Here is a 16281-nt window from a genome sequence, read left to right as displayed (position 1 = left end):
CTGCCGTTTTGTTTACATCGAACCCATCACTCAAGCCAGGCGTGAAAGCATTTCCTTGGCTTCGTTCTTCTGGCCGTCGTCGCCTTCGGTCACCACCTCATTGAGGATGTCCCGCGCACCATCGGCGTCGCCCATGTCGATGTAGGCCTGGGCCAGATCGAGCTTGGTGGCGACTTCGTCGGTGCCGGAGAGGAAATCGAACTCCGGCTCGTCGGCCGCTGAGGCCAAAGCGTCTTCCGCCGTAAAGGTCGGCTCGGCAATGCTTTGGGACAGACGATCCAGCTCGGCGTTGACGTCATCCAGTTCGACAGCAAACGCGTCAGGGGCGTCCATCTCGTCAGCCAGCGACAGGTCGAAATCGGCGGGCAACTCCAGATCGTCCGGCGTAGCTGCAGGAACATACGGCGCATCAGCGCCAGGCAGGTCCTTGACGTCGTCGTCCAGGCTCAACAGGAAATCGTCCTCGGCCAGGGTCGCCGGCGAAGGATTGCCACCGAGGTCCATGTCCAGGTCGAAGTCCGACAGGTCGTCGAGGTTTTCCTTGATCTCGGTTTGCTGCTTCAACACCGACTCGAAGCTCAGGTCGTCGCCCAGCGGGAAGTCTTCCAGATCGGTCGTGGTCTCAGGTGCAGCAGCCACCGCCGGGGCAGCAAACTCCAGATCATCCAGACTCAGATCGTCTTCCAGCGGGAAGTCGTCCAGCTCGGCAGTGGTCTCGGGCTCAGGTGCTGCGGCCACCGCGGGAGCAACGGTTTCGAGATCATCCAGGCTCAGATCGTCGTCCAGCGGGAAGTCTTCCAGCTCAGTCGCGGTGTCAGGAGCCGCAGTCACCGCAGGAGAAGCGCTGTCCAGATCATCCAGACTCAGATCGAAGGCGCTGTCGAAGTCGTCATCGGCCGATGCCGGTGCTGGCGCTTCAGGCTCGTCCAGCAGCAGGTCCTTGACGTATTGCGCGTCCAGCTCGGCAGCCATGGCGGCAGCGGCGATACCACCCGCCGCCGCGATGGCCATGGCCGGGAAGCGGCTTTTCAGCTTCTCGACCTGGGCGAAGTTGTCACCGTTGGCCACCAACTGGCGCTCCTGGACGACGAACGCATCGCGGTCGCCTTGCTGACCGTAGACCTCCATCAGCTTGAGGCGCAGGTCGCTACGTTGCGGTTCTTGCTTGATGCCATCTTCCAGCAATGCAGCGGCCTGATTCAGACGACCCGCGTTGATGTGCGACTGCGCCTTGCCCAGCACGCTGTCATCGCGATCGGCAGCGGGCGATACCAGTGGCGCGGCAATTGGCGGTGTGACCACAACCGGAGCAATTACCGGCGCAGGGGCCGGTGTTGGTGTTGGAGCTGGCTCAGGCGCCGGCGCGGTCGCGAGCTTCACGCTCGGCGGCGGAACTTCCAGACCTTCGAAGCTGCTTTCCGGCAGGTCGCTCTCGGGGTAAAACGCTTGTTCTTCAGCCAATGCACGCGCCATGCGCAGATGTTTTTCGGCTTCTTGCTGGGCTTTGCGGCGACGGGCCAGCAACAGCAGCAAGAGCAACAGAACCACCGCACCGCCGCCGACCAGACCAAGCAGCAGCGGATTGGTCAGCAGCTCGTTGAACTTCTGTTCGTCGGACGCTGCTGGCGTTGGCTCGATGGGCTTCTCGACCGGAGCCGGAGTGGCCTCGGGCGCAGCCGCCGCCGGAGCAGGCGTGGCTGGCGTAGCTTCTGCCGGTGTGGCCGCAGGGCTAGCCGCCAGTTCGGCCGAGATCGCCGGCGCGGTTGCAGCAGGCGCCGCAGCCCCCTCGGCACCTTCAGCCTGCAACTTGGCCAATTGATTGTTCTTCAGCTCGATCAGGCGCTGCAGCTTGTCCAACTGACTTTGCAGATCGGTCATGCGGCTTTTCAGTTCGGCGTTGTCACGACGGGTCGTGTCGAGGCTTTCCTGAGTCACGGCCAGCTTGTTGCTCAGGTTCTTGGCATCGCCCGCAGCACCTTTGCCACCGGCCTTGCCCGTCGGGGCAGAGACCAGGCTCAGCTTGTCGGTGGCCGCTTGCGACGACGGGCCTTCACCGCGAGCACGGTTGGTGGCATCGAGTTGCTGCTGCCCGGTGCCAGGCTGGGCCACATAGCGACGGCCCTGACGCCACGCAGTGTTCTGCGCGTGCACGATGGCAATGGCTTTCGGTTGCGGCAGGCTGGTGCTCTGGGCCTGGTCCGGCAGACGCAGCACCTGACCGGTTTTGAGCCGGTTGATGTTGCCGTCGATAAAGGCATCGGGGTTCAGCGCCTGGATGGCCAGCATGGTTTGTTGAACCGAGCCGCCATTACGCGCCTTCGCCGCGATCTCCCACAGGGTATCGCGCGGCGTCGTGGTGTATTGGGTTGGCTTGGTCGCACCGGTCACTGGCGCGCTGACGTCCTGGGTCGGTGCAGGCTGCGCAGCCGCTTCAGCGGTTTGCGGCGAGAATTTGGACGGATCGAGCAGCACGCTGTAATCGCGCAGCAGCCGACCGTTGGGCCACATCACCTGAACCAGGAATTTCACCATCGGCTCAGAGAGCGGCTTGCTGGAAGTCACACGCAGGATGCTTTTGCCGCTGGCGTTGAGCACTGGCGTAAAGGTCAGGTCATTGAGAAACGCCTGGCGGTCGACACCGGCCTTGGCGAAATCTTCTGGCGAAGCCAGGCTCGGCACCACTTCGGCAGCGGTGAGGTCCTTGACGTCGAGCAACTCGATTTCCGCCACCAACGGCTGGTTCAGCGTCGATTTCAGGGTCAGTTCCCCGAGCCCGAGTGCATGCGCCATACCGGAGGACAGCGCCGAGGCGGCCGCTATTGCTAACACCAGTTTGCGAACTTGAACCATAGCCTCTTCCTTTGTTTGAACATTCCTCGGCCAGCGAGAAGGTGTTGATAGTCGCTGCCGTAAGGCATTGCGCGCGGCAACGAAAAGTCGTCGCGCGCGATCGTTTCATTCATGCCCCGGAAAGTCCCACAGGGTGACTCGCCATCAGCAATCCGGCCAAGCATAACGCCCGGCTGGATTCATTCGAAAATTTGTTGCCAAGTATCTTTTACAGCAGGTCTTTTATCAACAATTCGGCCACCTGCACAGCATTGAGCGCCGCGCCCTTGCGTACGTTATCTGACGTCAGCCATACATTAAGTTCCGACAGGTCGTCGATCCCATGGCGAACCCGACCAACGTACACCACGTCCTGCCCTACCGCGTCACCGACCGGCGTCGGGTAATCGCCAGCTTCTACCAGCTCGATGCCGGGCGCGTCTTCCAGGGCGGCGTTGACTTTCGCCAGGTCGATGTCGCTCGCGCATTGCAAGGTCACGTTAAAGCTATCGCCAAAAAACACCGGGGCTTGAATGCAAGTAACGGAAATCTTTAATAAAGGCAGGTCCATGACCTGACGCAATTCACGCACCAGGCGCTTTTCCAGCAGCGTGTGACCCTGCTCATCAGGCTTGCCGACCTGGGCCAACAGGTTGAAGGCCATCTGCCGATCGAAAAAGGTCGGCTCCAGCGGGCGCACGTTGAGCAGTTCGGCGGTTTGTCGCGCCAACTCGGTCACGGCTTCACGGCCTTGGGCGGAGACGGCCAGGCTGGCGGTCAGGTTGATGCGTTGCAGGTCGAGCAAACCGAGCAACGGCGCCAGCACTACCGCCAGCGTGGTGGCCGACGGGCTTGGGCTGCTGACCTGAAAAGGCTTTTTCAGACCGGCCAGCACGTGGGCATTGGCTTCGGGCACCACTTGCGGCGCCTGATCGGCCGGCAAGGCGCCGGACAGGTCGATCAGCGCGCAACCGGCAGCGTGGGCGCGCGAAGCGAAACTCAAGGTCACCGCCGGGCCGGCCGCAAAAAACACCAGTTGGACTTTGCTGAAATCGAACTCGTCGACTTCACGCACCCGCACGTTCTTGCCGCGAAACGGCACCGAATGCCCGGCCGATTCGCTGCTGGCCAGCAAGTGCAAGTTGCCGACCGGAAAATCCCGCTCTTCGAGAATCTGGACGAGTGTTTCGCCGACAGTACCGGTGGCGCCGATCACGGCAATATCAAAGGACTGGCTCATGGTTCTACCTCTGGCGAAACGGGGGGAGCGGCACTTTACCGGGTGGTTGGCATGCAGGCAATTCGGCGAAGATTTGCGGCGCCTGTTCCGACCTCATCGCGGGCAAGCCCGCTCCCACAAGGATCGCGCTCAACCCTGTGGGAGCGGGCTTGCCCGCGATGACGGAGTATCAGGCAACCAATCTCCCTCAGACTGTCGTGTAAAAAAAACCCGCGCCTCTTGCAAGGCACGGGTTCTTTCATTGCTTCAATCGATCAACGCTCAAGCAGGATCCGCAGCATGCGACGCAGCGGTTCGGCCGCGCCCCACAGCAGCTGGTCGCCGACGGTGAACGCGCCAACGTACTGCGTGCCCATGTTCAGCTTGCGCAGACGGCCAACCGGTACGTTCAGGGTGCCGGTGACTTTCGTCGGGCTCAGTTCCTGAATGCTCGCTTCGCGGTTGTTCGGCACCAGCTTGACCCAAGGGTTGTGCTGGCTGATCAGCCCTTCGATGTCGGCGATCGGCACGTCTTTGTTCAGCTTGATGGTCAGCGCCTGGCTGTGGCAACGCATGGCGCCGATGCGCACGCAGATGCCGTCCACCGGGATCGGGCTCTTGAAGCGACCGAGGATCTTGTTGGTCTCCGCCTGGGCCTTCCACTCTTCACGGCTCTGACCGTTCGGCAGTTCTTTGTCGATCCACGGGATCAGGCTGCCGGCCAGCGGTACGCCGAAGTTTTCAGTCGGGTACGCGTCGCTGCGCATGGCTTCGGCCACACGGCGGTCGATGTCGAGAATCGCGCTGGCCGGATCGGCCAGTTGATCGGCGACAGCAGCGTGGGTCGCGCCCATTTGCTTGATCAGTTCACGCATGTTCTGCGCGCCGGCACCGGAGGCCGCCTGATAGGTCATGGCGCTCATCCACTCGACCAGACCGGCGTCGAACAGACCGCCCAGGCCCATCAGCATCAGGCTGACGGTGCAATTGCCGCCGATGTAGTTCTTGGTGCCCGCGTCGAGCTGCTGGTCGATGACCTTGCGGTTCACCGGGTCCAGCACGATCACCGCATCATCCTGCATGCGCAGGCTGGAAGCGGCGTCGATCCAGTAACCCTGCCAGCCGGCTTCGCGCAGTTTAGGGAACACTTCGCTGGTGTAGTCGCCGCCCTGGCAGGTCAGAATCACGTCGAGGGTTTTCAGCTCTTCAATGCTGTAAGCGTCCTTGAGCGGAGCAATGTCCTTACCCACGGACGGGCCTTGGCCACCGACATTGGAAGTGGTGAAAAACACCGGCTCAATAAGATCGAAATCCTGCTCTTCCAGCATCCGCTGCATGAGCACGGAACCGACCATACCGCGCCAACCGATCAGACCTACACGTTTCATCGCAACTACACCTTCTTTAAAAAGTGGGCCGCTGCTTTCGTCGTTGAAAGTGGCAGCGGGCCCGAGAGATTACAGATTCCGCAGCGCGGCGACTACTGCGTCGCCCATTTCCTGCGTACCGACTTTAGTGCAACCGACCGACCAGATGTCGCCTGTGCGCAGGCCTTGGTCCAATACCAGACTAACGGCCTTCTCGATCGCATCGGCCGCATCCTGCAGATTGAAGCTGTAACGCAGCATCATCGACACCGACAAAATGGTCGCCAGCGGGTTGGCGATGCCCTGGCCGGCGATGTCCGGCGCCGAACCGTGGCAAGGCTCGTACATGCCCTTGTTGTGGGTGTCCAGCGACGCTGATGGCAGCATGCCGATGGAACCGGTGAGCATCGACGCCTGGTCGGACAGGATATCGCCGAACATGTTGTCGGTGACGATCACATCGAATTGCTTCGGAGCACGCACCAGTTGCATGGCGGCGTTGTCAACGTACATGTGGCTCAGTTCGACTTCCGGGTAATCCTTGGCCACTTCTTCGACGATTTCACGCCACAGTTGGCTGGAAGCCAGCACGTTGGCCTTGTCCACCGAGCAGAGTTTCTTGCCGCGGACCATGGCCATGTCGAAACCGACACGGGCGATGCGGCGGATCTCGCTTTCGCTGTACGGCAGCGTGTCGTAGGACTGGCGCTCGCCGTTTTCGAGGGTGCGCGTGCCACGCGGGGCGCCAAAGTAGATGCCGCCGGTCAGTTCGCGGACGATCAGGATGTCCAGACCGGAAACGATCTCTGCCTTCAGGCTCGAAGCTTCGGCCAGTTGCGGGTACAGGATCGCAGGGCGCAGGTTGCCGAACAGGCCCAGTTGCGCACGGATTTTCAGCAGACCACGCTCAGGGCGGATGTCACGCTCGATGGCGTCCCATTTCGGGCCGCCCACGGCGCCCAGCAGCACAGCATCGGCTGCGCGGGCACGTTCCAGGGTTTCGTCGGCCAGCGGCACGCCGTGCTTGTCGATGGCGGCGCCACCGATTACGTCGTGGCTCAGCTCGAAGCCCAGGCTGTACTTGTCGTTGGCCAGCTCCAGCACCTTGACCGCTTCGGCCATGATTTCCGGGCCAATACCGTCACCTGGGAGAATCAGAATCTGCTTGCTCATGCTTTCCTCATGTCATCAGTCGGTGTGCCCTTGGGCACCCCCGGAAAAAATCGTTTGACGCTTATTTTTCAGCCATCAGTACCAGCACATCGGTACTGAACGAACCGTCGGCCTCAATCTCAAAATAGTCGCGCACTTCATTGCCCATCGACTGCTGCAACGCGCGGATCGCGGCGCGCATCACGTCTGGCGTGCGCATGCGTTCGACCCAGCTGGTGTACTCCAGGCGCAGACGCTGACGGGTGGTGCTGCGGGTATGCAGCCCCGCTTCGCTGACCTGGCGCAACCACTCGCCGGCAGAATAATCGCGCACATGACTGGTGTCGCGCAGCACTTCGACGCTTTGCAGGTAAGTGTCGAACAACGGGCTGCCCGGTGACAACACGTCGACGAAGGCCGCCACGCCACCCGGTTTCAGCACCCGGCGAACTTCGCGCAGGGCTTGGCCGAGATCGCTCCAGTGGTGCGCCGAATAACGGCTGAAGACGAAATCGAACTCGCCATCGGCGAACGGCAGGCGCTCGGCGGCGCCGTTGACGGTGGACACGTTGTTCAAGCCACGATCAAGGGCTGCGGCGGTGACTACATCGAGCATCTGCTGCGACAGGTCGTACGCCACTACTTCTTTCACCAGCGACGCGACGTGGAAACTCACGTGACCGGCGCCGCAGCCCAGGTCCAGAACGCGTGCATCGCCCTGCCCTGCCAGTTCAGCCTGTAGCAGCGCGAATTCGGTGCCTTGAGCGTGGACAGCGCTGCTCAGGTAGGCCGAGGCCTGTTCACCGAATTGCTTTTGTACGACTTGGCTGTGCTGGGCGGTGCGGGTCATGGGGACTTCCTTTTTGGGGTGAGTCTTGTGGTGTCAGTTCTGGCCTCATCGCGGGCAAGCCCGCTCCCACAGGTTTGTGAACGGCTAAAATCACTGTGGGAGCGGGCTTGCCCGCGATGGGGCCAGCCCGGTCTACATCAATCCCGGATCAATCAAACGTCGCGAAACAACCAAGGCTGGCTCGCCCGGTGCTTGGCTTCAAACGTTGCAATCGCCTCGTGGTCCTGCAATGTCAGGCCAATGTCATCCAGGCCGTTGACCAGGCAATGCTTGCGGAATTCGTCCAGCTCGAAGTGGTAGACCTTGCCATCAGGCCGGGTCACGGTCTGGGCTTGCAGGTCGACCGTCAACTGGTAGCCCGGATTCGCCTCGACTTGCTGGAACAGTTCGTCCACTTCAGCGTCGGTCAAGATGATCGGCAGCAAGCCGTTCTTGAAGCTGTTGTTGTAGAAAATGTCGGCGTAGCTCGGCGCGATAATGCTGCGGAAACCGTACTCTTCCAGGGCCCACGGCGCGTGCTCGCGGCTGGAGCCGCAACCGAAGTTCTCGCGGGCCAGCAGCACGCTGGCGCCTTGATAACGCTCGGCATTGAGCACGAAGTCCTTGTTCAGCGGGCGCTTGGAGTTGTCCTGGTAGGCATAGCCCACGTCCAGGTAACGCCATTCATCGAACAGGTTCGGACCAAAACCGGTGCGCTTGATCGACTTCAAGAACTGCTTCGGAATGATCTGGTCGGTGTCGACGTTGGCACGGTCCAATGGCGCGACCAAACCGGTGTGTTGGGTAAAAGCTCTCATGTGCGGTTCCTCAGATCAGTTCGCGAACGTCGATGAAACGACCGTTGACGGCAGCTGCCGCGGCCATCGCCGGGCTCACCAGGTGCGTACGGCCACCGGCGCCCTGACGGCCTTCGAAGTTGCGGTTGGAGGTCGAGGCGCAATGCTCGCCCGACTCCAAACGGTCCGGGTTCATCGCCAGGCACATCGAGCAACCCGGTTCACGCCACTCGAAACCGGCTTCGAGGAAAATCTTGTCCAGGCCTTCAGCCTCGGCTTGCGCCTTCACCAGGCCCGAGCCCGGCACCACGATGGCTTGCTTGATGGTCGAAGCCACTTTGCGGCCCTTGGCGATGACCGCCGCCGCACGCAGGTCTTCGATCCGCGAGTTGGTGCAGGAGCCGATGAACACACGGTCCAGCTGAATGTCGGTGATCGCCTGATTGGCGCTCAACCCCATGTATTTCAAGGCGCGCTCGATGGAACCGCGCTTGACCAGGTCCATTTCTTTCGCTGGGTCCGGCACGTTCTGATCAACCGCCAAGACCATCTCGGGCGACGTGCCCCAGCTGACTTGTGGCTTGATCTGAGTGGCGTCGAGTTCAACCACGGTGTCGAACACGGCATCAGCGTCGGAGACCAGGTCTTTCCAGGCTTCGACTGCCATATCCCATTCCGCGCCTTTCGGGGCGAATGGACGGCCCTTGACGTATTCCACGGTTTTTTCGTCGGCAGCCACCAGGCCCACACGGGCGCCGGCTTCGATGGACATGTTGCAGATGGTCATGCGGCCTTCGACGGACAAGTCGCGAATGGCGCTGCCGGCAAACTCGATGGCATGGCCGTTACCGCCGGCGGTGCCGATCTTGCCGATGACGGCCAGCACGATGTCCTTGGCGGTCACGCCGAACGGCAGTTTGCCTTCGACCGACACCAACATATTCTTCATCTTTTTGGCGACGAGGCACTGCGTGGCGAACACATGCTCGACCTCGGAAGTGCCGATACCGTGAGCCAGCGCGCCAAATGCGCCGTGCGTCGAGGTGTGCGAGTCGCCGCAGACCACGGTCATGCCCGGCAAGGTGGCGCCCTGCTCCGGGCCGATCACGTGAACGATGCCTTGGCGCACGTCATTCATTTTGAATTCGGTGATGCCGTATTCATCGCAATAGTCATCAAGGGTCTGCACCTGCAGACGCGAGACCTGGTCGGTAATCGCTTCGATGCCGCCCTTGCGATCCGGCGTGGTGGGCACGTTGTGGTCCGGGGTGGCGATGATCGAATCGACGCGCCAAGGCTTGCGCCCGGCCAGACGCAGGCCTTCGAAAGCTTGGGGCGAAGTCACTTCATGGATGATATGGCGGTCGATATAGATCAGCGACGACCCATCGTCGCGCCGTTTCACTTCATGCGAATCCCAGAGCTTGTCGTAAAGCGTTTTGCCGGCCATCAGACGGTCCTCATCAGCTTGTTTCTATGCCCTGGGTCTTGAACGATTCAATAACCCCTTGGCTTGTGAGGTCGATCCTAGGGGGTTACATTAAATAACTCAAATTCATATTTTTTATGCTTTGGATAACCAACTGGAATACCACAAATGGATCTGGCCAACCTCAACGCTTTTATCGCGATTGCCGAGACCGGCAGCTTCTCCGGCGCCGGTGAACGGCTGCACCTGACGCAACCGGCCATCAGCAAACGTATTGCCGGGCTGGAGCAGCAATTAAAGGTGCGGCTGTTCGATCGACTGGGCCGTGAAGTCGGCCTGACCGAGGCCGGCCGCGCCCTGCTGCCACGGGCCTATCAGATTCTCAACGTGCTGGATGACACCCGCCGTGCGCTGACCAACCTGACCGGCGAAGTGTCCGGGCGCCTGACCCTGGCCACCAGTCACCACATCGGTCTGCACCGCTTGCCGCCGTTATTGAGGGAATTCACACGACGTTACCCGCAAGTGGCGCTGGATATTCAGTTCCTCGATTCGGAAGTGGCCTACGAAGAAATCCTCCATGGTCGCGCCGAGCTGGCGGTCATCACCCTGGCGCCGGAGCCTCATGCGTTGGTCAAGGCCACGCCGGTGTGGGACGACCCGCTGGATTTCGTGGTCGCCCCGGAGCATTCGCTGATCAGCAACGGCCCGGTCAACCTGGCGGACATTGCCCTGCACCCGGCGGTTTTCCCCGGCGGCAACACCTTTACCCACCACATCGTCCGGCGCCTGTTCGAGGCCCAAGGCCTGACGCCGAACATCGCCATGAGCACCAATTACCTGGAAACCATCAAGATGATGGTCTCTATCGGTCTGGCCTGGAGCGTGTTGCCGCGCACCATGCTTGACGAACAAGTTGCACGAATACCTTTGCCGGGCATACAACTCACTCGCCAGCTAGGCTATATCCTGCACACAGAACGGACGTTGTCGAACGCAGCACGGGCCTTCATGGCGCTGCTGGATGCACAAATCGATCTGCCAGGGAAACAAGGCTAAGTTGTGCTACTTCTATAGAGCCGCGAAACCCTGTGCCTAACGCCTAACTCAGCCCAAGGCTTGCCCATGCCGAAATCTGTTGACCGTATCCCGCCGATGCCGCGTATTCAGGCGCTTGACCCAAAACGGTCGGAGCAGAGCTGGGAAAGCGCGCCGCAATTGCTGGCCGCCCTCAACGGCGCGCGTTTGGGTGCCTGGTATTGGGACATCGAGCGCGGGCAGATCAGCTGGTCGCGAGGCACTCAGGCGTTGTTCGGTTTCGATCCACGGCAACCGTTGCCGGCCGATCTGGAATACCTCGACTTGCTGCCGCCGGAGGATCGGGCGAAAACCATTCGCGCCTTCGACGCGGTGATCGCCGGTGCGCCGCTGGAACAGGCGATGCACCACCGCATTCGCTGGCCCGACGGCAGCCTGCACTGGCTGGAGATCAACGGCAGCCTGCTGCCGGACAAACATGGCCGGCCGCGCATGATCGGGGTGATCCGCGAGATCACTCATCAACGCCAGCGCGAACAGGCGCTGAGCAGCTCGGAAAAACGCTTCGCGACGCTGTTTCACCTGTGCCCGAACATGGTGCTGCTGACGCGCCAGGAAGATGGCCTGATCACCGAAGCCAACCAGTATTTCGAAAGCCTGTTCGGCTGGCCGGTGCAGGACGCCATTGGCCGTACCACCGTGGAACTGGGCCTCTGGGTGCATCCGGAGCAACGGATGCAACTGGTCAAGGCCACCAAGGCCAAAGGCGAACTGGTCAGCATGGAGGTGCAGTTTCGCGCCAGTAATGGCCAAATCCATGACGGCATCCTCAGCGCACAAAAGGTCGAGCTCGAAGGTCAGCCGTATCTGCTCAGTACGTTTCTCGACACCACCGACCGCAAAGCCGCCGAGCTTGCCTTGAAAGACAGCCAGGAACGCCTCGACCTGGCGCTGGACTCGGCGCAACTCGGCACCTGGGACTGGCATATTCCCAGCGGCATGCTGTACGGCTCGGCCCGCGCCGCCCAATTGCACGGGATGGAGGCGATACCCTTCCATGAATCCTTCGACGAGTTTTTCGAAGGCGTGCCCGACGAAGAACGCGGCACCATGCGCGACGCCTACCGCAGCCTGCGTGAAGGCCCGGCCGGTAATTATCAGCTGACTTACCGCGTGCAACTGGCCGACGGCAGTTCGCGCTACCTGGAAAGCCGCGCCCGCCTCTACCGCGACGAAAACGGCGCACCGCTGCGCATGGCCGGCACCCTGCTCGATATCACCGACCAGGTGGAGCGCGAGCAGCGGCTGGTGGCGTCCGAAGAGAAATTCGCCACCCTGTTCCAGGTCAGCCCGGACCCGATCTGCGTGACCCGCCAGGACACCGGCCAGTTCATCGAGATCAATTCCAGCTTTACCCAGACCTTCGGCTGGAGCACCGGCGACGTGATTGGCCGCAGCGCCGACGAAATCGGCTTGTGGGACGCGTCGGCGAAAAGCCTGCAGCGGATCGAACAGGTCATTCGCGAACAAGCGCTGAACAGCGTGGCCATCCTGGTTCAGCACAAAGACGGGCAAGCCCTGACCTGTGTGATCTCCAGCCGACAGATCAGCGTCGGTGAACAGCCGTGCATCGTCACCACCCTGCGCGACATCACCCAACAGCAACGCTCGGAAGCGGCGCTCAAGGCCAGCGAAGAGAAGTTCGCCAAGGCGTTCCACTCAAGCCCCGACGCCATCACCATCACCGAGCGCGACACCGGGCGTTACCTGGAGGTCAACGACGGTTTCTGCCGCCTCACCGGCTATCGCGCCGACGAAGTGGTCGGCCGCACGGTGTATCAGGTGGGAATTTGGGCGGAAGAGAAACAACGCTCGGCACTGCTGGCCGAACTGCAAATCAAGGGCCGGGTGCACCACCAGGAAATGCTTGGGCGCAACAAACGCGGCGAGTTGCTGACCGTGGAAGTCTCGGTGGAACCGATCACCCTCAACGAAACCGCCTGCCTGCTGCTGACCGCGCGGGACGTCAGCCTGCTGAAAAACGCCGAAGCGCAGATCCGCCACCTGGCCTACCACGACCCACTGACCAACCTGCCCAACCGCGCACTGTTGATGGATCGCCTGAGCCAGCAGATCGCCCTGCTCAAACGCCATAATTTGCGCGGCGCCCTGATGTTCCTCGATCTTGACCACTTCAAGCACATCAACGATTCCCTCGGCCATCCGGTGGGCGATACGGTGTTGAAGATCATCACCGCGCGCCTTGAGGCCAGCGTGCGCATGGAAGACACCGTCGCGCGCCTGGGCGGTGACGAATTTGTAGTGCTGCTGAGTGGCCTCGAAGGCTCGCGCAACGAGGTCAGCGACCAGGTCCAACTCCTGGCGGATACCTTGCGTGAATTGCTCTCGGAGCCGATGTTCCTCGACGGCCAGCGCCTGCAAGTGACGCCGAGTATCGGCATCGCGCTGATTCCCGATCACGGCTCAACCCCGACCGACCTGCTCAAACGCGCCGACATTGCGCTCTACCGGGCCAAGGATTCGGGCCGCAACACCACGCAGATGTATCACAACACCATGCAGAAGGCGGCGAGCGAGCGCCTGCGCATGGAAACCGACCTGCGCCTGGCCCTTTCCCGGGGTGAATTTCGCGTGCATTACCAACCCCAGATCGATGCCCGGGATCGCCGCATCGTCGGTGCCGAGGCCCTGGTGCGCTGGAACCACCCGCAACTCGGCGCGCAATCGCCCACCGAGTTCATCAAGGTGCTGGAGGACAGTGGGCTGATTCTGGAAGTCGGCACGTGGATCATCGATGACGCCTGCGAAGCCTTCAAACAATTGATCGCCAAGGGCCTGATCGACCCGCTTAATTTCAGCCTGTGCGTGAACATCAGCCCCCGGCAATTCCGCCAGAACGACTTCGTCGAACGCATCGAACACAGCTTGGTGAGCCATGGACTGCCGTGCTCGCTGCTGAAACTGGAAATAACCGAAGGCATCGTGATCCAGAACCTGGAAGACACCATCAGCAAAATGCGCCGCCTGAAAAAACTCGGCGTGAGCTTTGCCATGGACGACTTCGGCACCGGCTATTCCTCGCTGACCTACCTCAAGCGCTTGCCGGTCGACACCTTGAAAATCGATCAGTCGTTCATCCGCGACGCCACCACCGACCCCAACGACGCCGAGATCATCCGCGCCATCGTTGCCATGGCCCGCAGCCTGGAATTGAAGGTGATTGCCGAAGGGGTGGAGACGCCGGAGCAACTGGAGTTTTTGCAGGGGTTGGGCTGCCATTTTTACCAAGGCTATTTGCACAGCCCACCGTTGCCGGTGGAAGAATTCCAAAAACTCCTGAAATGACACGGCCCCTGCGCTGCGCTCGGCTCGACAGCAGCTACAGGCCTGCGTTGTGGCTAAAAAAAAGGGCGCCAGTGGCGCCCTTTTCATTGCTCTGAGTTAATGCTGCAGAGCGGGTTTTTGCGTCCCGTTGATCGGGATGCGTTTGGCTTTCGCCTCTTCCGGAATGACCCGCAACAGGTCGATGCTCAACAGACCGTTGCTCAGGCCGGCGGCCTTGATTTCGATATGGTCCGCCAGACGGAAGGACAGTTTGAAGGCCCGCTGCGCGATGCCCTGGTACAGATAAGTGACGTCTTCGGTCGCGTCACGTTTGCCGCCACTGATGGTCAGCACACCCTTTTCGACTTGCAGGTCCAGGTCTTCTTCCTGGAAACCGGCCGCCGCCACGACGATGCGGTATTGATCGTCACCGTGTTTTTCCACGTTGTAAGGTGGGTAGGTGCTGCCTGGCTCGTTGCGCAGGGCGGTCTCGAACAAGTCGTTGAAGCGGTCGAAACCTACCGAGGAACGGAACAGTGGTGCCATGGAAAATGCAGTACTCATGATTCAAATCTCCTGAAAACAATCAGCAAGTTTTTTTGTCTCCGCGACCCGAATTCGGCATCGCGTAATCCCTAAATAGGGACCGCTGATTGCTTTTCAAGAGATTATTTCGAGATTTTTTTCAGGCGGCTTCCGAGACCTGCAGGCCCAGCAAACGCGAGACTTGGTCCAGTTCGGTCTCACGTCGCAAGACCGTAAACAACGCCACGGCTTCGGGGTAATTGCGGGTCAGCATCGCCAGCCATTGCTTCAAGCGACCCGGCGATTGACGTGCGGTCATTTGCGCCTTGGCTTGCAGCCAGAAGTCCTGAATCAATGGCAGCAGCTCGGCCCAAGTCATCTCGACCACGTCTTGCCCGGCGCGTGCAGCGGCGATTTGCCGGGCCAGGTCCGGACGCGAGACCAGGCCGCGACCGAGCATGATGTCTTCCACACCGCTGATTTCGCGGCAACGACGCCAGTCTTCGACGCTCCAGATGTCACCATTGGCGAACACCGGCACCTTGACTACGTCCTGTACTCGCGGGATCCATTCCCAATGGGCTGGCGGCTTGTAGCCGTCGGTCTTGGTCCGCGCGTGGACGACGATGTGCGCCGCGCCCCCTTCGGCCAGGGCCGTGGCGCACACCAGCGCGCCGTCCGGGCTGTCAAAGCCCAGACGCATTTTCGCGGTCACCGGAATGTGCGCTGGCACGGCACGACGGACATGCTCGACGATCTGGTTCAGCAGCTCGGGCTCTTTGAGCAGTACCGCCCCGCCCCGTGACTTGTTCACGGTTTTGGCCGGGCAGCCGAAGTTCAGGTCGATCACCTCGGAACCCAGCTCGCAGGCCAGCGCGGCGTTTTCCGCCAGGCACACCGGATCGGAACCCAACAACTGCACGCGCAACGGCACACCGGAAGCGGTGCGGGCGCCGGTCAGCAGTTCAGGGCCGAACTTGTGGTAATAGGCAGGCGTGAGCAGCTGATCGTTGATCCGAATGAACTCGGTCACGCACCAATCGATACCGCCGACGCGGGTCAGCACGTCCCGCAGGATGTTGTCGACCAACCCCTCCATGGGCGCCAAAGCAATTTGCATGAAAAACACACTCAACGAAAAACGTGCGGCAGTTTACTGGTTTCGGCGTGCAGAAGGTATTTCGTCAGATAGGACGCCTTCGCGGGCAAGCCTCGCTCCTACGGTCATCACCGTCTTGTAGGAGCGAGGCTTGCCCGCGAACGCTTCAATCAGGTCAATATTTGCAACGCAGGGCCATAGCCTTCGATGAACTCTGCCGGCATGCGCTTGGGCTTGCCGGTCGACAGTTCGATGCAGACGAAGGTGGTCTGGGCGCGCAGCAACGTGGTGTTGTCGCTGGGGCGTTTCAGCTGGAAGTGTCGGGTCATTTTCAGGCGCTGGTCCCAATCGACAATCCACGTCGCCAATTGCAACTCATCGCCCTCATAGGCGGCCGCCAGGTAATCGATCTCGTGCCGCACCACCGCCATCGCCCGGTCCAGCCGACGGTATTCGACCAGGTCCAGACCCAGCCGCTGCGAGTGGCGCCAGGCGCAGCGTTCGAGCCAAGTCACGTACACCGCGTTATTCGCGTGCCCCAGCCCATCGATGTCCTCGGCGCCTACTTCCAGATCAATCACAAACGGCGTTGCCCGATCCCAGCCCATGCCTCACTCCCGGTCAGATTATTCGACCGGGGCAGTGTAACGGA

The 16281-nt window shown here is 61.1% G+C and carries 12 protein-coding genes; 2 read left to right on the top strand and 10 right to left on the bottom strand.

Annotated features, from left to right (window positions below; translation table 11 throughout):
- Positions 1-30 precede the first annotated feature (30 nt).
- The 7 genes from ACA057_RS10340 to leuC all read right to left on the bottom strand — a co-directional run bounded on the left by ACA057_RS10340 (position 31) and on the right by leuC (position 9643).
- Positions 31-2850, bottom strand: coding sequence for a motility hub landmark protein FimV (locus tag ACA057_RS10340; RefSeq protein WP_497348017.1), 2820 nt, complete (start codon positions 2848-2850; stop codon positions 31-33).
- A 208-nt stretch (positions 2851-3058) separates the two neighbouring features.
- Positions 3059-4069 (bottom strand): aspartate-semialdehyde dehydrogenase, encoded by a 1011-nt coding sequence (locus tag ACA057_RS10335; RefSeq protein WP_497348015.1) that lies wholly within the window; start codon positions 4067-4069, stop codon positions 3059-3061.
- 254 nt (positions 4070-4323) lie between these two features.
- Positions 4324-5436: an aspartate-semialdehyde dehydrogenase gene (asd, locus tag ACA057_RS10330; protein WP_497348013.1), complete on the bottom strand. Its 1113-nt coding sequence runs from the start codon at positions 5434-5436 to the stop codon at positions 4324-4326.
- A 69-nt stretch (positions 5437-5505) separates the two neighbouring features.
- Positions 5506-6588: a 3-isopropylmalate dehydrogenase gene (leuB, locus tag ACA057_RS10325; RefSeq protein ID WP_497348012.1), complete on the bottom strand. Its 1083-nt coding sequence runs from the start codon at positions 6586-6588 to the stop codon at positions 5506-5508.
- 61 nt (positions 6589-6649) lie between these two features.
- Positions 6650-7417 carry a class I SAM-dependent methyltransferase gene (locus ACA057_RS10320; RefSeq protein ID WP_497348010.1) on the bottom strand — a complete coding sequence of 256 codons (768 nt, stop codon included), beginning with the start codon at positions 7415-7417 and terminating at the stop codon, positions 6650-6652.
- A 152-nt stretch (positions 7418-7569) separates the two neighbouring features.
- Complete coding sequence (gene leuD, locus ACA057_RS10315; RefSeq protein ID WP_401353481.1) at positions 7570-8214, bottom strand: 3-isopropylmalate dehydratase small subunit; 645 nt, start codon at positions 8212-8214, stop codon at positions 7570-7572.
- 10 nt (positions 8215-8224) lie between these two features.
- A complete protein-coding gene (gene leuC, locus ACA057_RS10310; RefSeq protein ID WP_401353483.1) occupies positions 8225-9643 on the bottom strand; it encodes a 3-isopropylmalate dehydratase large subunit in 1419 nt (472 codons plus the stop codon).
- Between the two features lie 147 nt (positions 9644-9790).
- Between leuC and ACA057_RS10305 the strand changes: the two genes are divergently transcribed.
- Together ACA057_RS10305 and ACA057_RS10300 are read left to right on the top strand one after the other, a co-directional pair.
- Complete coding sequence (locus tag ACA057_RS10305) at positions 9791-10681, top strand: LysR family transcriptional regulator (RefSeq protein WP_059404444.1); 891 nt, start codon at positions 9791-9793, stop codon at positions 10679-10681.
- A gap of 66 nt (positions 10682-10747) precedes the next feature.
- Positions 10748-14026, top strand: coding sequence for a PAS domain S-box protein (locus ACA057_RS10300; protein ID WP_497348007.1), 3279 nt, complete (start codon positions 10748-10750; stop codon positions 14024-14026).
- Between the two features lie 96 nt (positions 14027-14122).
- On the opposite strand, the gene ACA057_RS10295 is transcribed toward ACA057_RS10300, so the two are convergent.
- From ACA057_RS10295 to ACA057_RS10285, 3 genes are all read right to left on the bottom strand, one after another.
- Positions 14123-14569, bottom strand: a complete 447-nt coding sequence (locus ACA057_RS10295) for an Hsp20 family protein (protein ID WP_401353489.1) — start codon at positions 14567-14569, stop codon at positions 14123-14125.
- A gap of 121 nt (positions 14570-14690) precedes the next feature.
- A complete protein-coding gene (locus ACA057_RS10290; protein WP_497348005.1) occupies positions 14691-15650 on the bottom strand; it encodes a tRNA dihydrouridine synthase in 960 nt (319 codons plus the stop codon).
- 149 nt (positions 15651-15799) lie between these two features.
- On the bottom strand, positions 15800-16237 hold the full coding sequence (locus ACA057_RS10285) for an acyl-CoA thioesterase (protein WP_401353493.1): 438 nt from the start codon (positions 16235-16237) through the stop codon (positions 15800-15802).
- Positions 16238-16281 lie beyond the last annotated feature (44 nt).

This window comes from Pseudomonas sp. LBUM1661 (assembly GCF_059695925.1).
This window is presented reverse-complemented; position numbering and strand designations above follow the sequence as displayed.